This window comes from Micromonospora sp. NPDC005324, from assembly GCF_040607155.1.
GTDB classification, from domain to species: Bacteria; Actinomycetota; Actinomycetes; order Mycobacteriales; family Micromonosporaceae; genus Micromonospora; species Micromonospora trifolii.
This window is the reverse complement of record NZ_JBEXGE010000037.1, coordinates 52,688-76,271: the sequence shown is the minus strand read 5'-3', so window position 1 is coordinate 76,271 and position 23,584 is coordinate 52,688. Positions and strand designations below refer to the sequence as shown.

Annotated in this window: 24 protein-coding genes and 1 pseudogene; 13 read left to right on the top strand and 12 right to left on the bottom strand. The window is 72.3% G+C overall.

Annotated elements, in window-relative coordinates; translation table 11 throughout:
• Window positions 1-247: 247 nt before the first annotated feature.
• Both ABZS40_RS29465 and ABZS40_RS29460 read right to left on the bottom strand, forming a co-directional pair.
• Window positions 248-832 carry a hypothetical protein gene (locus tag ABZS40_RS29465; protein ID WP_354946861.1) on the bottom strand — a complete coding sequence of 195 codons (585 nt, stop codon included), beginning with the start codon at window positions 830-832 and terminating at the stop codon, window positions 248-250.
• Between the two features lie 584 nt (window positions 833-1,416).
• Entirely contained in the window at window positions 1,417-1,731 is a 315-nt protein-coding gene (locus ABZS40_RS29460) for a MazG-like family protein (protein ID WP_354946859.1), read from the bottom strand.
• Between the two features lie 189 nt (window positions 1,732-1,920).
• Here ABZS40_RS29460 and ABZS40_RS29455 point away from each other — a divergent pair, with 189 nt between their 5' ends.
• A complete protein-coding gene (locus ABZS40_RS29455) occupies window positions 1,921-3,291 on the top strand; it encodes a hypothetical protein (protein ID WP_354946857.1) in 1,371 nt (456 codons plus the stop codon).
• A 66-nt stretch (window positions 3,292-3,357) separates the two neighbouring features.
• On the opposite strand, the gene ABZS40_RS29450 is transcribed toward ABZS40_RS29455, so the two are convergent.
• From ABZS40_RS29450 to ABZS40_RS29435, 4 genes are all read right to left on the bottom strand, one after another.
• Window positions 3,358-4,071, bottom strand: coding sequence for a hypothetical protein (locus ABZS40_RS29450; RefSeq protein ID WP_354946855.1), 714 nt, complete (start codon window positions 4,069-4,071; stop codon window positions 3,358-3,360).
• 243 nt (window positions 4,072-4,314) lie between these two features.
• A complete protein-coding gene (locus ABZS40_RS29445) occupies window positions 4,315-4,428 on the bottom strand; it encodes a DUF3626 domain-containing protein (protein ID WP_354946853.1) in 114 nt (37 codons plus the stop codon).
• A complete protein-coding gene (locus tag ABZS40_RS29440; protein ID WP_354946851.1) occupies window positions 4,418-4,588 on the bottom strand; it encodes a hypothetical protein in 171 nt (56 codons plus the stop codon). Before ABZS40_RS29440 ends, ABZS40_RS29445 begins: the two co-directional genes overlap by 11 nt.
• Entirely contained in the window at window positions 4,572-5,024 is a 453-nt protein-coding gene (locus ABZS40_RS29435; RefSeq protein WP_354946849.1) for a VOC family protein, read from the bottom strand. The genes ABZS40_RS29440 and ABZS40_RS29435 overlap by 17 nt, the downstream gene beginning before the upstream one ends.
• Window positions 5,025-5,042: 18 nt before the next feature.
• Here ABZS40_RS29435 and ABZS40_RS29430 point away from each other — a divergent pair, with 18 nt between their 5' ends.
• Entirely contained in the window at window positions 5,043-5,198 is a 156-nt protein-coding gene (locus ABZS40_RS29430; RefSeq protein ID WP_354946847.1) for a hypothetical protein, read from the top strand.
• Between the two features lie 58 nt (window positions 5,199-5,256).
• On the opposite strand, the gene ABZS40_RS29425 is transcribed toward ABZS40_RS29430, so the two are convergent.
• Together ABZS40_RS29425 and ABZS40_RS29420 are read right to left on the bottom strand one after the other, a co-directional pair.
• Window positions 5,257-5,886 carry an MBL fold metallo-hydrolase gene (locus ABZS40_RS29425; protein WP_354946845.1) on the bottom strand — a complete coding sequence of 210 codons (630 nt, stop codon included), beginning with the start codon at window positions 5,884-5,886 and terminating at the stop codon, window positions 5,257-5,259.
• Window positions 5,883-6,971 (bottom strand): S-(hydroxymethyl)mycothiol dehydrogenase, encoded by a 1,089-nt coding sequence (locus ABZS40_RS29420; RefSeq protein ID WP_238682763.1) that lies wholly within the window; start codon window positions 6,969-6,971, stop codon window positions 5,883-5,885. Before ABZS40_RS29420 ends, ABZS40_RS29425 begins: the two co-directional genes overlap by 4 nt.
• 185 nt (window positions 6,972-7,156) lie before the next feature.
• Here ABZS40_RS29420 and ABZS40_RS29415 point away from each other — a divergent pair, with 185 nt between their 5' ends.
• Together ABZS40_RS29415 and ABZS40_RS29410 are read left to right on the top strand one after the other, a co-directional pair.
• Complete coding sequence (locus ABZS40_RS29415; protein ID WP_354946842.1) at window positions 7,157-7,576, top strand: hypothetical protein; 420 nt, start codon at window positions 7,157-7,159, stop codon at window positions 7,574-7,576.
• A gap of 29 nt (window positions 7,577-7,605) precedes the next feature.
• A complete protein-coding gene (locus ABZS40_RS29410) occupies window positions 7,606-8,787 on the top strand; it encodes a low temperature requirement protein A (RefSeq protein WP_354946841.1) in 1,182 nt (393 codons plus the stop codon).
• Window positions 8,788-8,794: 7 nt separating this feature from the next.
• On the opposite strand, the gene ABZS40_RS29405 is transcribed toward ABZS40_RS29410, so the two are convergent.
• From ABZS40_RS29405 to ABZS40_RS29390, 4 genes are all read right to left on the bottom strand, one after another.
• Window positions 8,795-9,706 carry an SDR family NAD(P)-dependent oxidoreductase gene (locus tag ABZS40_RS29405; protein WP_354946839.1) on the bottom strand — a complete coding sequence of 304 codons (912 nt, stop codon included), beginning with the start codon at window positions 9,704-9,706 and terminating at the stop codon, window positions 8,795-8,797.
• Window positions 9,707-9,728: 22 nt separating this feature from the next.
• Window positions 9,729-11,237 (bottom strand): NAD(P)/FAD-dependent oxidoreductase, encoded by a 1,509-nt coding sequence (locus tag ABZS40_RS29400; protein WP_354946837.1) that lies wholly within the window; start codon window positions 11,235-11,237, stop codon window positions 9,729-9,731.
• A gap of 73 nt (window positions 11,238-11,310) precedes the next feature.
• Window positions 11,311-11,766 carry a hypothetical protein gene (locus ABZS40_RS29395; protein ID WP_354946835.1) on the bottom strand — a complete coding sequence of 152 codons (456 nt, stop codon included), beginning with the start codon at window positions 11,764-11,766 and terminating at the stop codon, window positions 11,311-11,313.
• Complete coding sequence (locus ABZS40_RS29390) at window positions 11,766-12,245, bottom strand: hypothetical protein (protein ID WP_354946833.1); 480 nt, start codon at window positions 12,243-12,245, stop codon at window positions 11,766-11,768. The genes ABZS40_RS29395 and ABZS40_RS29390 overlap by 1 nt, the downstream gene beginning before the upstream one ends.
• A 43-nt stretch (window positions 12,246-12,288) precedes the next feature.
• Here ABZS40_RS29390 and ABZS40_RS29385 point away from each other — a divergent pair, with 43 nt between their 5' ends.
• From ABZS40_RS29385 to ABZS40_RS29345, 9 genes and pseudogenes are all read left to right on the top strand, one after another.
• Window positions 12,289-13,266, top strand: a complete 978-nt coding sequence (locus ABZS40_RS29385; protein WP_354946831.1) for a WYL domain-containing protein — start codon at window positions 12,289-12,291, stop codon at window positions 13,264-13,266.
• Between the two features lie 92 nt (window positions 13,267-13,358).
• Complete coding sequence (locus ABZS40_RS29380; protein ID WP_354946829.1) at window positions 13,359-13,991, top strand: ATP-binding cassette domain-containing protein; 633 nt, start codon at window positions 13,359-13,361, stop codon at window positions 13,989-13,991.
• Window positions 13,988-15,265 (top strand): extracellular solute-binding protein, encoded by a 1,278-nt coding sequence (locus tag ABZS40_RS29375; protein ID WP_354946827.1) that lies wholly within the window; start codon window positions 13,988-13,990, stop codon window positions 15,263-15,265. Before ABZS40_RS29380 ends, ABZS40_RS29375 begins: the two co-directional genes overlap by 4 nt.
• Window positions 15,262-17,028, top strand: a complete 1,767-nt coding sequence (locus ABZS40_RS29370; protein WP_354946825.1) for an ABC transporter permease subunit — start codon at window positions 15,262-15,264, stop codon at window positions 17,026-17,028. Before ABZS40_RS29375 ends, ABZS40_RS29370 begins: the two co-directional genes overlap by 4 nt.
• Entirely contained in the window at window positions 17,025-19,409 is a 2,385-nt protein-coding gene (locus tag ABZS40_RS29365; protein WP_354946823.1) for a tetratricopeptide repeat protein, read from the top strand. The genes ABZS40_RS29370 and ABZS40_RS29365 overlap by 4 nt, the downstream gene beginning before the upstream one ends.
• Before the next feature lie 86 nt (window positions 19,410-19,495).
• Window positions 19,496-20,108, top strand: a pseudogene (locus ABZS40_RS29360) (IS607 family transposase).
• Window positions 20,105-21,514, top strand: coding sequence for a transposase (locus tag ABZS40_RS29355; RefSeq protein WP_354946821.1), 1,410 nt, complete (start codon window positions 20,105-20,107; stop codon window positions 21,512-21,514). The pseudogene ABZS40_RS29360 and the gene ABZS40_RS29355 overlap by 4 nt, the downstream one beginning before the upstream one ends.
• A 23-nt stretch (window positions 21,515-21,537) precedes the next feature.
• A complete protein-coding gene (locus tag ABZS40_RS29350; protein WP_112602474.1) occupies window positions 21,538-22,161 on the top strand; it encodes an ABC transporter ATP-binding protein in 624 nt (207 codons plus the stop codon).
• Window positions 22,158-23,579 carry a DUF6297 family protein gene (locus ABZS40_RS29345; protein ID WP_354946819.1) on the top strand — a complete coding sequence of 474 codons (1,422 nt, stop codon included), beginning with the start codon at window positions 22,158-22,160 and terminating at the stop codon, window positions 23,577-23,579. The genes ABZS40_RS29350 and ABZS40_RS29345 overlap by 4 nt, the downstream gene beginning before the upstream one ends.
• Window positions 23,580-23,584: the final 5 nt, after the last annotated feature.

The following is a 23,584-nucleotide window of genomic DNA, read 5'->3' as shown; positions in this document are numbered from 1 at the left end:
AACGACCGCCCCCGAATGACCCTGGGCTGGGCCACCCCAGGTGAGAAGATGACCCAGCTCCTGGGTGTTGCAACCACCGGTTGAGCCCGCCGCGCGAACGGGAAGTGTCCAAGATCTACGGACCCGCCGACCAGACGACGTCATCTGCCCCGGCGGCAGCAGAAAGGCCGCTGGCCGGCACCCCGGGTTGCGGGTGCCGGCCAGCGGTCGGTGTCGTGGTGCGTGCTTATCGTGCGGGTGGTGTGGGTCAGCTGTTCCAGTGCTGGGCGACCAGGTCGGCGGCCTGCTGCTCCCACTGGGCGTAGGCGTCCGGGTAGGCCGACACCTGCACCGTCTGCGCCGCGTCGGTCAGCGGCATGTCCTGCCACCCGTCAACCTGCTTCAGGCCCTTCAGGAACGCGGTCGTCGAGTAGGCGGGGTCGGTGATCTGCTCCGGGGTGCCCCAACCGCTGGACGGGCGCTGCTGGAACAGGCCCAGCGAGTCGTGGTCGTTCATGTCGCCGAGGTGGCCGAGGTTCTCCAGCTTGGACTCCTGCAGGCTCGTCGCGATCGAGATGACCGCGGCCCGCTCGGGCAGGCCGGCCTTCTTCGTGGCGGCGATGATCGCCTTGACGTTGGCGGTCTGCTCGTCGTTGAGGGTGATGCGGGACTGGTCGCCCTGGGTGCCGTGCGGGATCAGCTTGCTGACGTCGGGCTTGTCGGCCTGCACCGCCACCGCGACGGGCTTGGCGTCGACGGGGTTGCCCACGTGGGCGATCGGACCGGCGAAGACACCACCGGCGAACGCGAGACCAGCAACAGACAGAATGCTCTTACGCATGATCGTGTTCATGGGGGTAGCTCCTTCGGGGGTAGGACACCCAACGGCCAAGGGGGCGGCGGCAGGGTGTGAGCACCTCGTCCGGCGCTGCACATGCAAGGGGGAAAGTCTGAGAGGGTGACGCCTGTCAGGCGTCGGTTCGGCGACCTGGCGAGCGGGGGCTCGTGGCGCCGGGTCCAGATGTAACGACCGGGGGGCCGGGGTCATTCCGGGGTGGCCCACCTGCCGGCACCCTCGTCGTGGCGGTGCCAGGCGGTCGTTCGTGGGGACTGCAACGACCGGGTGGAGGCTGGCATTCCAACCTGCGCGACCAGGCCGCAGGGTCGGGCGGCGGGTCGGTGGTACTGCGATCGTCAGGATATGTAACGACCCCGACCCGGCCATGATTCCGGCCCGAGGGTGCGCCCGGTCACCACCCACAACCTCCCACCAACGGCCAAACCGCCCACCCAACGCCTCGTCCACGGCGTCGAATCGGCCCTCACTCGGGTGATCCACTCGGGTTCACGGAAGTCGGGGCATGCCGGACGCCGGGACACCCCGACATCAAGGGACCCGAGTCGATCACGAATGCGGTGACCGGACGCTAGGGGGCGTTACTGGCCCGTCAGGCGGGAGCGCACCTTTGCGGCGCAGGCGTCCAAGGCCGTCTGCGCGTCCAGCCCGAGGCTTTCGATGGCCACCAACGCGGTGAAGGCGACGTCGGCCAACTCCGCCGCGACGTCCTCGCGGGTGTGGGTGACACCTTTGCGCGGATTCTGCCCGAGTAGACCGATCCAGGCAGCCGAGGCCTCCCCCGCTTCCTCGGTGAGCTTGAGGATGCGGCAGGTCAGTTCGGTCTGCCCGGTGCCGTTCGCCGCGTCCAGCCAGCTGCGCGACGCGCGGGCCGCCTCCCAGATCGACTCGTCCACGGCGACCAGTCAACCCGATCGGCCCACCGGCCCGAACGACCGGGTGCGACCGAACAGCCGTGTTGACCGACCGGTCAGCGAACCCATTGACACTGGTCGACGGCGGTTCTAGGTTCAGGACGCTACCGGCCGGTAGGCAACCGTCCCGCTGGTCGCCCCCGGGCGACAACCGTCCGATGGGGAGCATCGATGCTGTCCACACCCGTTCGTACCCTCCGTAGGCTGCTCGCCGCCGCCGCGACGCTGACCCTCGCGGTCGGGCTGACCGGTGCCGCGCCGGCCAGCGCCACCGGTCGCGACGCAAGGGGCGGCGAGCCGCTGCCCGGCTACACCATCGAGAATCCGCCGTTGGCCCCGCTGGTCGTGGGCGGCAAGCCGACGACGGTACGCCAGGGCGTGCACCGCCACGCCGGGTACATCATCGAGGTCCCCGCCCGGTGGAACGGCGACCTGGTGCTGTGGGCGCACGGCTACCGCGGCCAGGGCACTGTGCTCTCGCCGGAACCGCCGGCGTTCGGGCTACGCCAACGCCTGCTGGAGCAGGGGTACGCGTGGGCGTCGTCCTCGTACGACCGGAACGGCTTCGACATCCGCTCCGGGGTGCTGGGGACGAAGGATCTCGCGGACCACTTCGGGCGGACGGTCCGTCGGCCGCAGCACACCTACGTCGCCGGGGTGTCGATGGGTGGGTACGTCATCGGTCGTTCCCTGGAGCAGTACCCCGGCTTCTACGACGGCGCGTTGCCGATGTGCGGGGTGCTCGGTGATCAGACGCTGCTGGACTTCTATCTGGACTACAACCTGGTCGCGCAGGCGCTCGCCGGCGTGCCGGCCTACCCCACGCCGGCTGACTATCTGACCAACGCGGTGCCCCGCATCCAGGTCGCGCTCGGTCTGGCCGGGCTGACGCCCACCGGGCCGGACACCACCACCGAGCGGGGCAAGCAGTTGCGGGCGATCACGGTGAACCGTTCCGGCGGGCCGCGCCCGGGAGCCGACGCCGCGTTCGCCGTCTGGAAGGACTTCCTCTTCTCGATCAGCGTGCCCACCGGGAGCGGCAACTCCCCCGCCCAGCGGCCCGGTCAGCTGTCCACCAACCTGCTCACCCGCTACACCCCGAACAGCCCGGTGAACGTCAACGCGACAGTGCGGCGGGTCGCCCCCGAGAACGTCTGGCAGCGGCTCCTGCCGACGCTGACCGAGGTGCCGCGGATCGCCGGCCGCCCGACCGCGCCGGTGCTCAGCCTGCACGGTCTCGGCGACCTGTTCGTACCGTTCAGCATGGAGCAGGCGTACGCCACCGACGTGGCGCGCAACGGTCGCAGCAGGCTGGTGGTTCAACGGGCGATCCGGGCCACCCAGCACTGCGAGTTCACCCCGGCCGAGGCCGGCGCCGCCTGGGACGACCTGATGTCCTGGGTACGCACCGGCAAGCGCCCGGCCGGCGACACCGTGACCGACCCGGCGGTGGTGGCCCGACCCGACTACGGCTGCCGGTTCAGCGACCGGGCCGCGTACGCGGCCGGGGTCGGCACCCGCCGCCTCTACCCGGCCTGCTGAGGTACGCGAACACGACGAACCGGCCGGCTCCCGTCGAAGGGAGCCGGCCGGCCTCGTGTGCGGGTCTCACCAGTTCTGCTGGACGATGTCCGCCGCCTGCTCCTCCCACTGCGCGTACGCGTACGGGAAGGCGGAGACCTGCACGGTCTGCGCGGCGGTGGTCAGCGGCAGGTCCTGCCAGCCGCCGACGTTCTTGAGTGCGGTGAAGAACGCCGTGGCGGCGTACTCCGGGTCGGTGATCTGGTCGGGCGTGCCCCAACCGGACGACGGACGCTGCTGGAACAGGCCCTGCGAGTCGTGGTCGTTGTACGCGCCGAGGTGGCCGAGGTTGTACAGCTTCGACTCCTGCAGCGAGGTGGCGACGCCGATCACCGCGCCCCGGTCACCGACGCCGGTCTTCTTGGCGGCGTCGACGATGGCCCGGGCGTTGGCGAGCTGCGCGTCGTCGAGCGGTACACGCGACTGTGCGCCCTCGATGCCGTGCGGGATCAGCTGGGCCCGGCTCGGCTTGCCGGCCGGCGGCTTACCGGTGGCGGAACCGGTGGTCAGGCCCGACTCGACGGGCTGCTCATCCTGGTGTGCCGAGGTGGTGGCCTTGCCGGTGGCGAGGTCGATGGCGGCGACGGCGCCCTGGTGCGGTCCGGAGGTGACCGGGGCGGCGGCTGCGGTCGGCGCGAGCGCCAGACCGCCGAGGGCTGCCACACCCGCCACGCTCAGCGCGGTCTTGCGGTACGAGTCCTTAGCGATGGCGGGGAGCCATCGAGTGAAGTCGGCCTTCACGATGGTTGCCCTTTCGATCGTGCGGAGCGCTCCGGGGTGAACACTCCTCGGGAGATGACCGCGGAAAGGGTTTGGGCTCCGGCGGTACGGGGGACACAACCGGGTTCACGTGTCGGGCATTCCGGAAATGGTGCAGGTCTAGCTCCGCGCGGTCCCGGTCACCTCGGAAAATGGGATGGTTGACGCACCGGCGGAACGGCGGCGGGAAACGGACGATCGGCGCGGCCGTGACGAGCCGGCAGATCAGGTGCCGTACGGCGTGCCGAAACGCACCAGCACGTGCCAGAGCTGCTTGAGGTGCTGAAGGGTGTCCGCGATCGGGCCACGATCCGCCCAGCGGTGCGGTTCAACGACCACCGAGGCCGCCGACGTCGGCGGTGGTGAGTTGCCGGGCGATGGTGGCCAGCGCGGAAGGACGCTCGATCACTGCCAACGACCGCACGTACGCGACGGCAGCCGTCTGCGCCGGGGTGAGAACAGCGGCGCGCAGGCCGCCCCGTTCAGACGTCGCCGTCATGTCCGGGGTCTTCGTCCACCCCGGTGCCCAGCTCCTGAAAGATGGTGATGTGCAGGTCGGCGGGGGCGTCGAGGCGGGAGTTGAGCGACTGCCACGGCGTACGCGTCGGCGGCGCGATCTCGCTCGCCCCGGCGGCCACCAGTCGGGCCGTCGTCGCCTCCGTGTCGTCCACCTCGAAGGCCACCCGGATGCGCGGCGCGACCTGCCGACCCACCTCGACCTCGTCGATCAGGCGTTTCTGCGCGGGGTTGGCGATCTCCAGGGTGGCGCGGCCGGCGTCCAGGATCACCACCCGCGCATCCCCCTCCCCGCTGAAGGCCGCCTCCTCCGGCAGGCCCAGCGCGTCACGGAAGAACGCGACGGCGGCCTCGTGGTCGGCGGCCTCCACCACGAGGCGCAGCTGACGGACGGCGGGGGCGGGCGAGTCGGCGGCCATGAGCGGGATCCTAGTGCGGTGTCCACCAACGATCACCGGGTCTCCGGTCGGTGTTGTGGATCCTCGCCGTTGGGGCGAGCGACTCCCCACCGGGCGGTGGCCGACCTGGAGGCCCTCGACGGCACCCCGATCCTGGACGTCAAACCGGTGCTGGGCGCGGCCGACGAACGGTGAGCCCGTCGACCACGCGCCACCGGGCCGACCCGCCAGCCCCACCAAGCCGCCGCAAGGATCAGTGGCCGCGGTCCAGCCATTCCTGCAGGTGCGGCGCCTCCGCGCCGATCGTCGTGTCGTCGCCGTGGCCGGTGTGCACGACCGTCTCCGCGGGAAGGGTCAGTAGGCGGGTGCGGATCGACCGGACGATGGTGTCGAAGTCGCTGTACGAGCGGCCCGTCGCGCCCGGCCCACCGGCGAAGAGCGTGTCGCCGGTGAACACCGCGCCCAACTCCGGCGCGTAAAAGCTGCACGCCCCGGGGCTGTGCCCGGGGGTGTGCAGCACCCGCAGCGTGGCGCCGCCCACCTCGATGCTCTGCCCGTCGTGCAACTCGCCGTTGGGCGGCAGGTGCGGGTGGACCATGTCCCAGAGGACCCGGTCGGCGGCGTGCAGCAGCACCGGCGCGCCGGTGGCCTCGGCCAGCTCAGGCACCACCCGGACGTGATCGTCGTGAGCGTGGGTGGCAAGGATCGCCCGGACCTGCCGGTCGCCCACCAGGGCGAGGATCGCCGCCACGTCGTGCGGCGCGTCCAGGACGACGCACTCGCGGTCGTCACCGATCACCCACACGTTGTTGTCCACGTCGAACGTCTGCCCGTCCAGGGAGAACGTGCCCGAGGTGACCGCGTGGTCGACGCGGGCGGTCACGGGAACACCACCACCGAGCGGAGCACGTCGCCGTGGTGCATCCGGTCGAAGGCGTTCTCGACCTGGTCGAGCGCGATCTCCTCGGTGACGAACGCGTCCAGGTCGAGCCGGCCCTGCAGGTACAGCTCGGTGAGCATCGGGAAGTCCCGGCTGGGCAGGCAGTCGCCGTACCAACTGGACTTGAGGGCGCCGCCACGCCCGAAGACGTCCAGCAGCGGCAGCTCGATCTGCATCTGCGGGGTCGGTACGCCGACCAGCACCACGGTGCCGGCCAGGTCGCGGGCGTAGAACGCCTGCTTCCACGTCTCCGGTCGGCCCACCGCGTCGATCACCACGTCGGCGCCGAAGCCACCGGTGGCGGCACGGATCGCCTCGACCGGGTCGGTCTCGGAGGCGTTCACCGTGTGCGTGGCGCCGAACGTGCGGGCCCAGTCGAGCTTGCGGCTGTCGGTGTCCACCGCGACGATCGTGGTGGCGCCGGCGAGGACCGCCCCGGCGACCGCCGCGTCCCCGACGCCGCCGCAGCCGATCACGGCGACCGAGTCGCCCCGGGTGACGTTCCCGGTGTTCATCGCCGCGCCCAGCCCGGCCATCACCCCGCAGCCGAGCAGACCCACGGCGGCGGGTCGGGCCGCCGGGTCCACCTTCGTGCACTGCCCGGCGTGTACCAGGGTCTTCTCGGCGAACGCCCCGATGCCCAGCGCCGGGGCGAGTTCGGTGCCGTCGGTGAGGGTCATCCGCTGGGTGGCGTTGTGGGTGTTGAAGCAGTACCAGGGCCGACCCCGGCGGCAGGCGCGACACACGCCACAGACCGCCCGCCAGTTGAGCACCACGAAATCGCCCGGGGCGACGTCGGTGACGCCCTCGCCGACCTGCTCCACGATGCCCGCCGCCTCGTGACCGAGCAGGAACGGGTAGTCGTCGTTGATGCCACCCTCGCGGTAGTGCAGGTCGGTGTGGCAGACGCCGCACGACTGAATCCGGACGATCGCCTCACCGGGCCCGGGATCGGGCACCACGATGGTGGTGACCTCGACCGGCGCGCCCTTGCTGCGGGAGATGACTCCCCGGACTTCCTGGCTCACTTCGCCTCCTGCTGGTGGTCTGCGGCGGGACCGGGTGCCGGGGTGCGCGGGTGTGCCACGGGCTCGGCGGTGGGCCCCCGGCGAACCTACCGCGACCACCACGGCCGGCCCAGCCGGCCCGGCGGGTTATCGCGGGCGGTCCGGGGTACGCGGGCCGCATTCGACCACGGCCAACGGGAGTGACAATGAAATTCGCGCACCTGCCGCTACGGGTCAGCATCGGCGCGTACTTCCTCAACTCGGGTCTGGGCAAGCGCACCCTGGAGGGCACCGCCGCGGAGGGCCTGCACGGGATGGCTGTCGCCGCCATGCCCCAGCTCGGCCAACTGGAGCCGGCGCGCTTCGCCAAGCTGCTGTCGTACTCGGAGATCGCCCTGGGGGCCGCGCTGATCGCGCCGTTCGTCCCGGCGCCCCTGGTCGGGCTCGGCCTGACCGCGTTCGGCGCGGGCCTGGTGCAGCTGTACCTGAAGACGCCGGGGATGCGCGAACCCGGCAGCATCCGCCCGACCCAGCAGGGTGCGGGGCTGGCCAAGGACGTCTGGCTGGTCGGCGCGGGGCTGACCCTGGTGCTGGAGGGGCTGACCCACGGCCGTCGGCGCGGCTGACCCGGTGCGGGCGGGCCTGAGGAGTTGCGGTGACACAGCCTCGGTCGGTGCGGCCGTTCTACCGGCCGATGCGGCCACACCGTCGCGACGAGCCGCACCGCGCTGCCACCCCGCTGGAACTCTTCTTCGACCTGTGCTTCGTGGTGGCCGTGGCGCAGGCCGCCGGCAACCTGCACCACGCCGTCTCCGAGGACCAGATCGGCCACGCGCTGGCCAGGTACCTGATGGTCTTCTTCGCGATCTGGTGGTCGTGGATGAACTTCACCTGGTTCGCCTCGGCCTACGACACCGACGACGATCTCTACCGGATCACCACGCTGGTCCAGATCGCCGGGGCGTTGATCATCGCCGCCGGGGTGCCCGCGGCGTTCACCGACGGTGATTTCAGCGTCATCACGTACGGGTACGTAGTGATGCGGCTGGCCGCCGTCGTGCACTGGAGCCGCGCGGCCATCGGCGACCCCGCGCACCGTGCGGCGGCGACCCGCTACGCGATCGGCGTGACGGTGGTGCAGCTCGGGTGGCTGCTGCGCCTGTTGCTGCCCGCCGAGTGGGGCATCGCGGCGTTCGTGCTGCTGGCGCTGGCCGACCTCGCGGTGCCGGCGGTGGCCGAACGCCCCGGGATGACCCCGTGGCACCCCGCGCACATCACCGAGCGGTACGGACTGTTCACCCTGATCGTGCTCGGTGAGGCGGTGGGGGCCGTCTCCCTGGCGATCCAGGACGGGCTCGACGCCGGCGAACACGACCTCTGGTCGCTCGCGGCGGCCGGCGCGGTCATCGTGTTCGCGCTCTGGTGGCTCTACTTCGACCGGCCGAACAAGGCTCCCGACCGGCAGCCGTACTCCCTGATCTGGGGTTATGGCCATTACCTGATCTTCGCGGCGGTCGCCGCGGCCGGCGCGGGTCTGAGTGTGTCGGTGGACTACGAGCGGCACCTCGCGCACATCTCGGAGAGGACCGCCGGGTACGCGGTGGCCGTCCCGGTCGCCGTCTTCCTGCTCACGGTCTGGGTGCTGCACGTACGCCGGCAGCAGCACGGCGCGGTGGTCGTCGCCTTCCCGGTCGTCGCGCTGCTGGCACTGCTCGCGCCGCTCGGTCCGGCCCCGGTGTACGCGGTGGCGGCGCTGCTTGTCGCTCTCGTGGCGCTGACAGTGGTGATGCGCAGCCGCGAGGTGGCCCCGAGCGCGACGGTGGCCGACCCGGTCTGAACCGCTGTCACGCCACCTCGCGGGCCGGGTCGGCGAGGGTGTCGGCGGGGCGTTGCACGGGGACGTCGGAAGCGGGCGGCGCCGGGCGGACCACGCCCCGGTTCAGGCCGGTGACCAGGAGCCGGTTGTACGAGGCCGGCATGACCCGGGCCAGCAGGTCGGGCAGCTTCGCCGACCAGCCGATCAACACCCGGCCCCGTCGCCGCTCGACGCCGCGCAGGATCACCTCGGCGGCCCGCTCCGGCGCGATGGTCAGCAGCTTCTCGAACTGCGCCCGGCCGGCCGCGTACTCGTCGTGGGAGACGCCACTGCCGATCCGGGCGTTCTCGGTGATCCGGGTGCGGATGCCGCCGGGGTGCACCGAGGTCACCCCGATCCCGTCGTCGACCAACTCGTGGCGCAGCGCCTCGGTGAAGCCGCGTACGGCGAACTTGCTCGCCGCGTACGCGGTCTGCCCGGCCGGCGCGATCAGCCCGAACAGGCTGGAGATGTTGACCAGGTGCGCGCCCGGCTCGGCCCGGAGGGTGGGCAGCAGGGCGTGGGTCAGCTGCGCCACGGCCCGGAAGTTGACGTCGATCACCCAGCTGAACTCGTCGAACGTCACCTGGTCGAACCGACCGCCGAGGCCCACGCCGGCATTGTTGATCAGCAGGCGTACCCGGGGGTGCCGCTGGCCGATCTCCGCGGCCACCTGGGCGGTGGCGGTCTGGTCGGCGAGGTCCACCAGGTACGTGGCGAGCTGACGATCCGGGTGCTCGGCGCGGATCGCGGTGGTGACCGCGTCCAGCCGCTCGGCGTCGCGGTCCAGCAGGACCAGATCGCTGCCTCGGCGGGCCAGCGCGTGGGCCAGCGCGGCACCGATGCCACTGGCTGCCCCGGTGACCACCGCGGTCGCGCCGGCGAAGTCGAACCTCTGCACGATCCTGCTCCTCTGCTGGCGGTTACCGACGCTCGGACGCGACGGGACGTCGGGTGCGGTCGGGCACTGTCACCTCGCCGGCGCGCGAGAACCGCACACCCTCGTCGGTGAGCCGGCCGTGCCGCATCAGCAGCACGTCGCGGGCGTAGTTCTGGTGCAGCCGCCACGGCGCGGTCGCGCCCTGCCTGGGCAGCGTGTCGACGGCGCGCAGCACGTAGCCGGCGCGCAGGTCGATCAGCGGCACCCGTTCGGCGTCGGGCGGTGGGAGCGGGGTGACGACCTGCTGCCCGGTGCGGTCGAGGTGCCGCAGCAGTCGGCAGACGTAGCCGGCGACCAGGTCGGCCTTGAGCGTCCACGACGCGTTGGTGTAGCCGAGTGTCAGCGCGAAGTTCGGCACGCCGGAGAGCATCATGCCCTTGTAGGCCACGGTGCTCGGCAGGTCGACGTCGACGCCGTCCACCCGCAGCGTCAGGCCACCGAGGGCGAGCAGGTTGAGCCCGGTCGCGGTGACCACGATGTCGGCGGGCACCTCCGCGCCGGAGGCCAGTCGGACACCGGTCGCGGTGAAGGTGTCGATGGTGTCGGTGACCACCGACGCGCTGCCCTCGCCCACGGCAGTGAACAGGTCGCCGTCGGGTGCCACGCAGAGCCGCTGGTCCCAGGGGTCGTAGCGGGGCGAGAAGTGCCTGTCGACGTCGTACCCCACCGGGAGCCGGCCCCGCGCGGCACGGCGCAGCACCCGCTTCACCAGGCCGGGCGCACGCCGGCTGAGCTGGAAGTTGACTGTGGACAGCAGCACGTTCTTCCAGCGCACCACCGGATACGCGGCCTTCGCCGGCAGCCAACGCCGCACCGCGTCGGCCAGCCGGTCGCGGGCGGGCAGCGCCAGAATGTACGTCGGTGAGCGCTGGAGCATTGTCACGTGCGCGGCCCGCTGGGCCATCGCCGGCACCAGGGTGACCGCTGTGGCGCCGCTGCCGATCACCACCACCCGCTTGCCGCCGTGGTCGAGGTCGTCGGGCCAGTGCTGCGGGTGCACCAGCCGCCCGGCGTACGCGTCGACACCCGGCAGGGGCGGGGTGTAACCCTCGTCGTAGCGGTAGTAGCCGGCGCAGGCGAAGAGGAACGAGCAGGTCAGCATCACGATCTCGGCGGTGTCGGTGCGCTGGGCGTGCACCGTCCAACGGGCGGTGTCGCTGTCCCACTCGGCGCGCAGCACCCGGTGGCGGAAGCGGATGTGCCGCGGCACGTCGTACTCCCGGGCGGTCTCCCGCACGTACTCCAGGATGGTCGTGCCGTCGGCGATGGCCTTCGGCGCGGTCCAGGGTTTGAACGAGTAGCCGAGGGTGAACATGTCCGAGTCGGAGCGGATGCCCGGGTAGCGGAACAGGTCCCAGGTGCCGCCGATGGCGTCGCGCGCCTCCAGCACCGCGTACGTCTTGTCGGGGCAGTTCCGACGAAGGTGGCAGGCGGCGCCGATGCCGGACAGGCCGGCGCCGATGATCAGCACGTCGACGTGGTCGGAGGCCATCGCGTTCCTCCATCCGGGGCGGTGACCGGACCCTAACACCGCACCCGAACGGCGGGAAGTTGTCGCGAGAGCCCTAGGACGCTCGGGTGAACGTCATGATCCAGTTGGTCTCCCAGGTCTGCTCGCCGTCGACCGAGAACGCCTGCTCCCAGCGGGCGGTGGTCGCGCTGATGTCCGACCAGATGAACCGGCACCGGACCGGGCGCCCCTCGTGCTGGTCGTCGGCGTGGAAGCGGCCCACCCCGTCGACGAAGCGGCCCACCATCGGTGGCTGTCCCAGCACCCCGTCGACGCTGCTCATCCAGTAGATCGACCACTCCTCGCGAGCCGGGTCGAAGATCCGGATCGTGGCACCAGCGGAGCCCTTGGTCGGGAACGTGATCTCGTCGAAGTGACCGCCACCGGCGAAGAAGCCGTGCGCCACCGACACCCCGGGGAACTCCTCCCACTCGTCCGAGCCGACCAGCCGCTTGCGCAGCCGCCGATTGACCACGTCCCAGGTGCCCACAAAGAAGTCGAAGTCGCCCATCAGCGGCCCACCGGCCCTTCCGCTCGCGTGTCACGCAGATAATCGGTCAGATTCGGACTGTCCGGCAGCAGCATGTGTCGGACCCAGGCGGCCCGCTCGTGTTCCAGAACCGCCAACTCCCAGACACAGCCCACCGCCGGGCGGCGTAGGTGGACGAAGTGTGCCGGGTCGTCGTCGGGACAGTCCAGCGCCGGCTGCCCGGCCGCGGCGACACGGACCTCCACCGCGTTGTCCCACACCCAGGTGTACGCCAGCAGATAGGCGCCGCTGTCCGCGCCCCGGTGCAGCACGACCCACCCGGCGGCCGGGGTGCCGTCGTCGACGACGTCGGCCAGCAGGTCGGGCAGCAGGTCGTACGCGGCCTTCTCCACCTCGGCTTCGACAGGTCGCTCCGGCTGGTCTATGTGGTAGCGCTTGAGTTGCCGGCCGCCGATCAGCACCGGTCCGGGCGTTCGTAATTCCTTGTCGCGAAATGCCATGCCGGACGGTAGGACGGGTCCCCTGACAACTAGTGTCAGTGAAGTGCGGGCCTCTCGACTTCTCTCCGTCCTGCTGCTGCTCCAGTCGCACGGGCGGTTGACCGCCGCGCAGCTCGCCGAGCGGTTGGCCGTCTCCCCCCGCACCATCTACCGGGACGTCGAGTCGCTGCACGCCGCCGGCATCCCGCTCTACGGCGAGGCCGGGCACGCCGGCGGCTACCATCTGGTCGACGGCTGGCGGACCCGACTGACCGGGCTGACCGCCGAGGAGGCCGACCGGCTGTTCCTCGCCGGGCTGCCCGGCCCCGCCGACGAGTTGGGCTACGGCGACGTGGTGGCGGCGCTGCAACTGAAGCTGCACGCCGCGCTCCCCGCGCCGCTGCGCGACCGGGCGACCCGACTGCAACAACGCTTCCACCTGGACACTCCCGGGTGGTATGCCGACGGCGACGCCTCTCCCGAGCTGGCCCGCACGGCCGAGGCGGTCTGGCGGCAGCACCGCGTCGAGGTGCGCTACCGCGGCTGGAACGGTGAGGTGACCCGGGTCCTGGAGCCGTACGGCCTGGTGCTCAAGGGCGGCCGTTGGTATGTGGTGGCCGACCAGCCCGGCCGTGGCGCGCCGGCGACCTACCGGGTCAACCAGATCCTCGCGTTGACCCCACTGGCACAGGAGTTCGACCGACCGGTCGACTTCGACCTGCCGTCCTGGTGGCGGGCGCACGTGGTGCAGTTCCGGGCCCGGCTGCACCGCGACGAGGCCCAGGTCCGGCTGTCCCCCGCCGGGCGGGAACGGTTGCGCGAGGTCGGCAGCGATCCGGTGGTGACAGCGATGGACAGCAGCGCCGGGCCACCGGACGCGCGGGGCTGGGTGGCAGCGGTGCTGCCCATCGAGTCGCTCACCCACGCCCACGGTGACCTGCTGCGCCTCGGTGCCGACGTCGAGGTGCTGACCCCGGTGGCGCTGCGCGAACGGCTGGCCGCCACGGCGGCCGGGCTCGCCGCGCTCTACTCCCGCGCCTGAACAGCCCCGACCGTCTCCACAGTGGAAGCGTCGGGGGCGTCGATTGTCGGCACGGTGTGCCACCCTGGGACGGTCATCAATGGTCACCGGAGGTGAGGGCCACGTTACGGCTACGCGCACTGGTCGCCGTCCCCGGCACCGGGCCGGTGACCCTCGACGTTCCCGCCGGCACGCTCGCCGCCCTGGTGGCGCCGCCCCGGTTCGGCACGGCGGTCGCCCGGGTGCTGGCCGGGCTGGCCCCGCCGGTGACCGGTCGCGTCCTCGTCGGCGACCGGGACGTCACCAGCCTGCCGCCGCCCCGCCGGCAGATCGGCTACGTGCCCGCCGGTGGCGCGCTGCTGCCGCAGCTCACCGTGCGGCGCAACATCGAGTACGGCCAGCGCAAACGCGAACGGGTGCACGAGGTGGCCAACGACTGGACGGCCACAGTGGTCGACCGGCTCGAGTTGGGGCTCTCCCTCGCCCTGCTGCCGCACCAGATCTCCGCCGCCCAGCGGTTCCGGGTGGCGCTCGCCCGTGCGGCGGCCTGCCTGCCCGAGGTGCTGGTGGTCGACCTGCCGGCCGGTTCGGCGGGCGACAGCCGTCTCGGTGACCTGATGCCCCGCCTCTCGCCGCCGGACGCCCCCGGGGTGGCGGTGCTGGTCTGCACCGCCGACCCGGCCACCCTGGCCGAGATACCGGTGCGGCACGAACTGGTCACCGAGCCGAGCGAGGCGACCCGATGAGGCCGGCCGCCGGCGTGAGTCGTCGTACGCTGCTGCGCGCCGCCGCCTCGGGCGCCACCGCGCTGGCCGCCGGCTGCTCCGGCGGGACCCGGTCGGTGCAGGTCGCGGTGGTCTGGAGCACCAGCGAGCTGGACCGGTTCCGCGAGGTCGTCGCCGGCTACCCCGCCCCGGTGCAGGTGGTCAGCGCCGGCAACGACATCGACGCGTTCCTGCGCGCCCGACACCTGGCCGGCACCAGCCCGGACGTGGCGATCCTGCCTCGCCCCGGCCTGGTCACCGAGTACGCCCAGCGCGGTTGGCTGAGCCCGGTGGGCCCGTCCACCGACTACGCCGTGCGCGTCGAGCTGAGCGATCTGCTGATGACCGAGAGCGAACGCTACGGCGTCTGGGTCAAGGCGGCGCACAAGTCGCTGGTCTGGCACCTGCCCTCCATGCTGCCCGCGCCGCCGGCCACCTGGGACGAGCTGCTCCACCGGACCAGGGAGCTCGCCGCGCGCGCCCGACGCGACGGCGGCCCGGTGCCCCTGGCCATCGGCGCCGCGGATGGCTGGGTGCTGACCGACTGGTTCGAGAACGTCCTGGCCGACATGGCACCCGACAGCTACTACGCCCTCGCCCAACAGGGCGCCGACTGGCAGGACAAGCCGGTACGCGACGCCCTGGACCGCCTCGCCGGGCTGTGGAGCATCGACGGCGCGTTCGTCGGCGGCGGCCGTCGTGCCCTGCTCACCCAGTACGAGGAGTCGGTGATCCAGGTGGTGCACGCCCGACGGGCGGTGATGCTCCTCGGAGCCGACTTCACCGCCGACGTCGTTCGTCCGTTCCGACGCGGCCCGGAGGCACCTGTCACGTTCCGGTTCCCGGGCGCCCAGCCGGGCGGCGGTCCTCTGATCGTCGGTGGGGACGCGGCGGTGGCGTTCGCCGACGCCCGGGGCGGGGTCGAGCTGGTCGAATGGCTTGCCAGGGCCGACTCGTTCCAGCCGTGGCTACGCCAGGGCGGTTACCTGTCGCCCAACACCAATGTCTCGATCACCAGCTACACCGACGGCGTCGGCAAGCAACTCGCCACGGAGATGCGGGCACCCGGCACCCTGCGTTTCGACCTCTCCGACCAACTACGCGGGGCGTTCACCGGCTCGGACGGGGTCGGCATCTGGCGGATCATGCAGGGCTTCTTCGCCGACGTCACCGACGGGGTCCGTGCCAGCGAGGCGATCCGCCGGGCCACCCGCCTGCTCGCCGCCGCGGCCCGCAGCGTGGGGGGCGGTCGATGAGCCAGGTGCGGGTCCTCGGCGAGCTGGCGGTCCTCGACGACGTGGGTCCGGCCCGACGGGGTCGGGCCTATCCGGCGGCGGGGGCCACGTCGGCCCTGCTGCTGCCGGCCGCGGTGCTGCTCGGCGGGCTGGTGCTGTGGCCGGTGCTGCGGACCATGCACGCCAGCGTCACCACCGACGGTCGCTGGGTCGGCGCGGCGCACTTCCGGACCGCGCTCGCCGCCCCGGGCACCGGCGCGGTGGTCGGCCGGACGGTCCTCTGGGCCCTGCTGGTGCCGGCGGTGGTGACGGCCCTGGGCTATCTGCTCGCCGCCGCGTCCCGCCGTTCCCAGGAGGGCGGCCTGGTCCGGTTGATCCTCCTGGTGCCGGTGGCGTTGCCGCTGGTCGTCACCGGGGTCACCTTCCGGCTGATGTACGACCCGGACCCGAGCCGAGGGCTGGCCACACTGGTCGCGACCCGGCTGACCGGCCGCTCGGTGGAGGACGCGCCGCAGCTGCTCGGGCCGGGGATGGTCACCGTCGCGTTGATGTCGGCGTTCGTCTGGGCCTGGGTCGGGTTGGCGGTGCTGGTCTTCCGGTCCGCGCTGGACGCGGTGCCGCCGAGCCTCGCCGACGCGGTCCGCGCCTACGGCGGTAAGCGTCGCCATGTGCTGTGGGACGCGCAGTGGCGGCCACTGCTGCTGCGGACGACCGCTGTGGTCTTCGCGTTGGTGGCGGTCGGCACCAGCCGCACGTTCGACCTCATCCTGGTGATGACCCCCGGTTCGGTCCGCGACGAGGCCTCGGTGCTGGCGCTGCGGATCTGGCAGACGTCCGGGGGCACCACCACCGGCGAAGGCGCCGCGCTCGGCGTGGTGTGGCTGGTGGCGGTGATCGGCGGGATCATGGTGGCCGCGCTCTTCGTCCGACAGGCCTGGCCCCCGCCGCGCGTCGAGGCGGCACCGGAGCCCGCTCCGGTCGCCCCGCCCCGGCGGGTGATCCGGCTGCTCGCCGCGGGCGCCGCGATCGCCTGGCTGGTGCCGCTGGCGGTGCTGGTCGCCACGTCGGCGCACGGTCGGGTGGACGCCGCCGCGCGCGGTTGGTGGTCGGCACCGCCGAATGCCGAGTCCTACCGCAATCTGGTCACCGGCACCGAGCTGTGGCGAACGCTGGGCTTCACCCTGCTGTTGGCCATTGCGGTGACCGCCACGGTGCTGGTGGTCGCGCTGCTGGCCGCGTACCCGTTGGCCTGGTTGACCGGGCCGGCCGCGCAGGCCACCGGGCTGCTGCTGCTGGCGGCCAGCGTCGTGCCGATCCAGGTCATCGCCGGGCCGGTCAACGAGGTGCTGGGCCTGGTGCTCTCCTCCGGCACGGCCCAGGGCCTGGCCCTGGTGCACATCGCGCTGGGCGTGCCGTTCGCGGTTCTGGTGCTGCGAAATGCGTTCGCCGACCTGCCGGTCGAGCAGGTCCGCGACGCCCGGCTGGGTGGGCGCCGGTGGTGGCACACCCTGCGCCGGTTGGCCCGGCACAACCTGTCGGCGGTGGTGGCGGTCTCCGTGCTCGAGTTCGTCCAGGTCTGGAACGACCTGGTGGTGGGGCGGTTGTTCGGTGGGCCCGGGTCGTCGCCGCTCGGGCCGTTCCTGGCCGAGCAGACCCGCAGTTTCGTGAGCAACAGTGGCGCGCTGGCCGCCAGCTCGGTGCTCGCCTCGGTGCTGCCGGTGGTGCTGGTGGTCCTCTCGCGGCGGCACCTGGTCGCCGGGCTCGTCTCCGGGAGCGTGCGGTGACCGGGCCGGCTGGTTCGCGCGGCGGCTCGCGCTGGCCGGCGCTCATCGCGATCGGCGGCGTGGTCGGCAGCATCCTCGCCAACGTGGCCAGCAACCTGGCCGGCAATCTCCTCTCCGAGCTGGCGGCCAGCGTGCTCGGGCCGGTGACCATCGTCCTGGCCTCCAGCGGCGTCCTGGGTTACGTCGTGTACGAGGTGCGCCGCCGCCGGGCCGGCCGGGAGGTCGGCCCCGAGCCGACGGAGGTGCTCACCACCCCGGCCACCGGGGCGCCCAACCTGCCCTACACGGCCGAGTTCACCGGTCGCGACGAGCACGTCGACGCGCTGGTCGGTCTGCTCACCCGGGAGCACGCGGTGGCGGTCCTGGGCCGGCGCGCGGTCGGCACCTCCGCGTGCGCGGTACAGGCTGCGAACCAGTGCCGGGAGGACTTCCCCGACGGGCAGTACTACCTGGACCTGCGGCGGCGCGGCCGACCCCGCTCGGCCCGGCAGGTGCTCACCGCGCTGGCCCGGATCCTGGGCACCGCCCCGCCGACCTCCGGCCGGCCGGACGCGCTCGCCGCCGCCGCCGACGCGCTGCGCGGTCAGCTCGACGGTCGCAAGATCCTGCTGGTGCTGGACAACGTCGACCGTCCCGACCAGGTCCGGCCACTGTTGCCGCCCACGGCGCGCACCTGCCGCCTGCTGCTCGCCGGCGGTCCGGCGCTGGTCGGCCTGGAGGGTGTGGTCGCGCACTGGATCGCCGAACCGGGCACCTCCGAGGCGGTGGAGCTGTTCGCCACGGCGGGCGGGGCCGCGCCCGCCGCCCGGGTCCGTCGCGCCGACCCGCGCACCGACCCGGCGGTACGCGAGATCGTCGACCTGTGCGGGCGGCAGCCGCGTACCGTCCGCGCGCTCGGTTACCGCACCGCTCAACACGGCTGGCGGCACTCCGACGTGCTGGACGCGCTGCGCCGCGCGGTGCAGACGCCACCGCACCAGCGGCTCGCCGTCTCACCGGCGGCCCGCCTGGTCACCGAACGGGACATCGCGTACCGGGTGTTGCCCCGCCAGGCCCGCCGGTTGTACCGGCTGATGTCGCTGGTCCCCGCCCCGGTGGACCGGCCCACCATCGCCGCGCTGGCCGGGCGGCACCCCGAGCTGGTGACCGCACTGCTCGACCGGTTGGCCGCCGCCGCGTTCGTGGTCGGCGCGCCCGGCGACCGGTACGAGATCCGCCCCCTGCTGGCCGGCAGCGCCCGACTGCACCTGCGGGACGCGGACCCGGCCCGGGCCCGGGTCGCCGCGCAGGCCCGGCTGACCCGGCACCTGGCCCGCCGGGCCGAACGGCACGCGGCCAACCTGGCGGTGCTCGGCTCCCCAGCCGACCGGGAGTGGTCGCTGCCGCTGGACGACGACCCGTACGGGTGGTTCGACCTGCACCAGGAGCTGCTACTGGCGGTGGTGCGGGTGCCGGCCGGCGCGAAGGAGACGCTGCCCCGCCGGGTCCGCCGGTGGTGGTTCCGGCTGGCCGTGGCGCTGTGCGGGTGGCTGGCGTACGCCGAGCGGCTCGACGAGTGGGAGCAGGTCTGCCATACCGTGCTGGCCACCCCGACCGCCGACGACCGCCCGGAGATCGCCGGGTGGGCGCACAACGAGCTGGGGGTGCTGCGTCGACGCCGGCACGATCCGCAGGGGGCGGCGGCCGCGCTCACCCTCGCTGTCAACGAGCGGGGGCGGCGGGGCAACGCCCAGGCGCGGATGAACCTCGGCCTGGCCCTGCTCGACCTGGGGCAGCTCGACGACGCCGTGGAGCACCTGGAGATGTCCCGCCGACACCGCTCCGGCGCCGACCGGGCCGGGCACGCCCTCACCGAGCTGGGCCTCGGCGCGGCCCAGCTGGCCCGGGGCGAACCGGACACCGCGCACCACCACCTGGTGCGAGCGGCCAACACGTTCCGGTCGGTGGGTGACGCGCGCGGGTACGCGGCGGCGCTGACCAACCTGGTGCTGGTGCACGCGGCGCTCGGCGAGCACCTGGACGCCGCCCAGGCGTGGCGGGCCGCACTGCGCGAGTACGAGTCGGTCAACGACCCGACCAGCCGGGCGACGGCGCTGCTCAACGCCGGGGCGACGCTGCTGAGCAGCACCCCGGGGCAGGCGCGGACGGCGTACGAGCTGCTGGCCGAGAGCCGCCGGCTGCGCGAGGAGACGCAGCCGACCGCCGGGCTGGCCCGCACCCTGCTCTACCTGGGTGACGCCTGCGCCGCGCTGGGCGACGGGGCCGACGCGCGGCGGCACTGGGCGGACGCGGCGGCGGTGGCCGAGGAGGTCGCCGACGCCCAGGGGTTGGCCGCCGCCGACGCCCGGCTGGAGGACGACGCCGACAGCCGAGTGACGTAGGTCGCCCACGGTGGCTGCTGGCACAGGTCTAGGAGACTGGACTCTAGATACGCTCTGTTACTCATTGTTTCCCGAACTGAGCAATTATGGGCGGGTTTTATCGCATCTCGGAGTTCGCGGAACGCATTGGTCGTTCCGCGAGCACGGTGCGCCGATAGGAGACTCAAGGCCGGATTGTCACCAGACGCACCCCCACCGGCCAGCGGTACTTCGACGGGTCAGATGTGTGCGCCGTGCTCACTCCCGCTTTTTCGCGAGACGACCGGAAGGTGATCGCTTACTGTCGGGTGTCTTCCGCCGGACAGCGCGACGACCTTGCGTCGCAGCGCACCGCCATGGAGACGTTCTGCCTAGCCCGAGGGCTGGTTGTGCACGAGTGGGTCAGTGAGATCGGCGGTGGTATGGATTTGCTGCGGCCTAAGCTTCTCAACGTCATGAGCCGAGTCAAGGCCGGGCAGGTGTCGACGCTGGTCATCGCCCACAAGGACCGGCTGGCCGGTTCGGCTTCGACTATCTCGCCTACGAGGTGAAGTGGCCGGATGTGAGCTGTTGGTGATCAACCAGGAATCGCTGTCACCGCGGGAAGAGATGGTCGCCGACCTGCTGTCGATCGTGCACAGTTTCTCAGGTCGGCTCCATGGCCTGCGCCGATACGAGAAGCCGATGAAGACCGACGACTTGAACGGGGGTGCCCGGTGAAGACCACCCGGATCGCTTACTCGCAGCGACTCAACGTCGGCAAGTATCGTGCGCTGGCCGAGCAGGCCCGGCGACTCGGGCGGGTACGCAGTGAGGTATGGCGCCGCTACGGCTCCGTGGCCGGGGCAGGGCTGACGGACCGGCAGGTCCGCGACCAGTGGTTAGCCGAGGGCACACACCGACGGTTCGAGGTGCTGGCCAACGCGTGGAAAGAGACCGTCCGTGACGCTATGGCCGACATCACCGCCAGCCGGGAGTCGGCGAAGACGGTGGTACTTCGGGCGGTTGGGCGTCATACCGCAGACCCCGCCGCGCGCAGACGGCTGTTGGGGCTGCTCAAGACCAACAAATGGTCCGGCGACGCATACCTGGCCCGGCAGATGCGCAAGCACTGGCGGCGCGGGCAAAATCACACCCACAACCAAATCGTGGTGCGCGCCGACAAGCACCACACCCATGTCGACGGCAACGGCCTTCTGTGGCTAGCCGTACCGGGGCTCGTGCGGCGTCAGCTCGTGCGTATCCCGCTGAATACCACCGTCGCGCCGAGGGGCACGCTGCGGCTGATCCTGCGGGGCGACCGGGTCGAGGTCCACTACCAGATCGACGCCGCCACCATGAAGACCTCACAGCGTCCGTGCGGCGGATCGACGATCGGCGTGGACAAGGGCTACACGGAGGTACTGACCGACTCCGACGGCAACCACCACGGCGCACGCCTCGGTCGGTTACTGACAACAGAGTCGGATCGGACCAAGGAACGCAACCGCCGCCGGGCGAAGCTGCGTTCGATCGCCAACAACGCCGCCCGACGCGGCGACCAGGCCAAGGCGGACCGGATCAGCCAGAACAACCTGGGCACCGTCAAGCGTGACCGGCAGGCCGCCCGCCACCGGGCACAGGTCCGCACGGAGATCTTCACCGCTGTACATCGAGTCGTCGACAAGGCCACCGTCGTCGTGGCCGAAGACCTCACCAAGACCTTCGCCGGGCGTAAACCGCTCGGCAGGGACACCAACCGACGCCTCGCCGCGTGGACCAAAGGAGTCACCGCCGAGGCGCTGGCCAGCGTGTCGGAGCGCAGAGGTTCTGCGCTCGTGCACGTCAACGCCGCCTACACCTCACAAGTCTGTCACCGCTGCGGCTGTCTCGGCCGTCGCGCCGGGGACCGGCTTCACTGCACAGTGTGCGGGGTGGTGTGGCAGGCCGACGTGAACGCCGCGATCAACGTCCTGCAACGACACGGTGACCCCGACATCACCCTGCGCACCCCGCATAACTTGGTGAAGCAGATCGTGCAGACACGGGCCGATCGCCACCGGAGCAGACTGCCGCTCCCGGACTTCAGCCCAGCCCTGCTGAGCGAAGAGCGAATCATCCGGAAGTCTCACCCCGATCAGGTGTGAGCAACAAGAAGGAAGCAGACTCTGTGATCGTGGACGCGCTCTCGGTACGGGGACTCAGTCGCAACTTCGGCAACCTGGTCGTGCTCGACGAGGTGAGCTTCACGCTCCCGGCGGGCCGGATCGCTGTGGTGCTGGGCCCCAACGGCAGCGGCAAGACCACACTGCTGCGCTGTGTCGTGGGCGCCGACCGGCCGGACGCGGGTGAGGTGCTGGTGCAGGGCCGCCGGGCCGACGAGACCGATCCTCAGGTGCGGGCGCTGGTGGCGGCCGCCCTGGACGACATCGACTTCTTCCCCGACCTGTCGGTGGTCGAGCACCTGGAGTTGGTCGCGTACGCCCACGGGGGTGACGCCGAGCCGGTCGAGGAGGTCCTCGCCGAGCTGGGTCTGGAGCCGGCGCGCGACCAACTGCCGGTGACGCTGTCCAGCGGGCAGCGCCGCCGGCTGGCGCTGGCGTCCTGTTTCGTCCGGCCACGCCGGGTGCTGATCCTGGACGAGCCCGAGCAGCGCCTCGACGTGCGCGGGCGACAGTGGCTCGCCGACCGACTGCTCCGGGAACGGGCGGCGGGCACGGCGGTGCTGCTGGCCTCGCACGACCCGGAGCTGATCGACGCGGTGGTCGACGAGCGCATCGAGATCGGCAAGTGACCGCCGCGCCGGCCACGATCGCCGACACGCCGGCCGGGGTGCCGACCGCACGACAGGTGCGAACGCACCTGCGCAAGGCCCGCAGCCGGCATCACGACCATTCCCTCGGTGACGTGCTCGGCGACGCGTACGTCATGGTCCTGTTCGTGGGCATGTACGGCTGGTTCGCGATCAGCGCCAGCCGCGACCTGCTGGACTCCCCCACCGTGGGGCAGGCCGAGCCGGGCGTGCGGTGGTGGCTGGCGGTCGCCGCGCTGCTGGCCGGCGCGGGGCTCGCCTGGCGCGGTCTGCGGGCGCTCGGCCCGCTGCTGGTCACCCCGGCGACGCAGAGCTGGGCGACCAGCGCGCCCATCGACCGGCGGGCCTGGCTGGCGCCGCGCCTCGCCCTGCTGCTGGTGGGCGCGGCGGCCGGCACCGCGGCGCTCGGAGTGGCAGTGGCGGCGCTCGGTGGGGTCACCGAACCGTCCGCGCTGGGCTGGGCGGCGGCGGCCGGCGCGGGCTGGGGCGCGGCCGCGCTGGCGCTCAGCGTCGTCGCCCAGGGCAGCAGGTCGGGGCGACGTTGGCCGACAGTGGTCGGGGCGGTGCCGATGGTGGCGGCAGCCGCGATCACCGCCCTGGTGGTGCTCGTCGGTCGCCTCGGAGACGGGCTGCCCCGGCCGGCGACGACGCCGACCGTCGCGTTGTTCGCCGCCGCGGTGCCCCTCGCGGGCCTGGGAATGATCCTCGCGGCACGCGCGCTGCCCCGGGTCGACCGGGCCACCCTGACCACCGGCGCGCAGTTCGCCAACGCCGCCGCCACGGCCACGATCCTGCTGGACCCGAGCCTGCTCGCCGGCCTGGTGGAGAGCCGCCGCTGGCGCCGGATCGGCCGGGTTCACAGCCGCCGGTTCCGGCCCGGCCCCGGCTGGTGGGCGCTGCTCCAGGCCGACGTACGCCGGCTGCGCCGCCACCCGAGCGCCGTGCTGATCTGGGCGGCGCTGATCGGGGTGCAGTACGCTGCCGCGCTCGCCCTGCCCGGGTTGGCCGGGGCCGCCCAGGTGGTGTTCGCGTACCTCGCCGCCAACCGGCTGACCGGCGGCCTGCGGTCGGTCAGCCGGTCTCCCGGGCTGCGCCGGGCGCTCGGTGGCAGCGACAACCTGCTGCGCGGGATCCACGTGGTGGTGCCGGCCGTCGGTGCGGGCCTGTGGTGGTTGCTGACCCTGCCGTCCGTCGATCCGGGGCCGGCCTGGCTGGCGCCGACGCTGGCGCTGGGGGTGGTGGCCGCCGCCTTCCGGGCCGGCACCCGCCCGCCGATCAACTACGGCGGCGCGACGGTCAACACGCCGTTCGGGATGATTCCGGTCGACCTGATGCGTCAGGGGTCACGGGGGCCGGCGCTGCTCGCCGTGCTGGTCCTCGTCCAGCTGTTCCTGGGCTGAGCTGG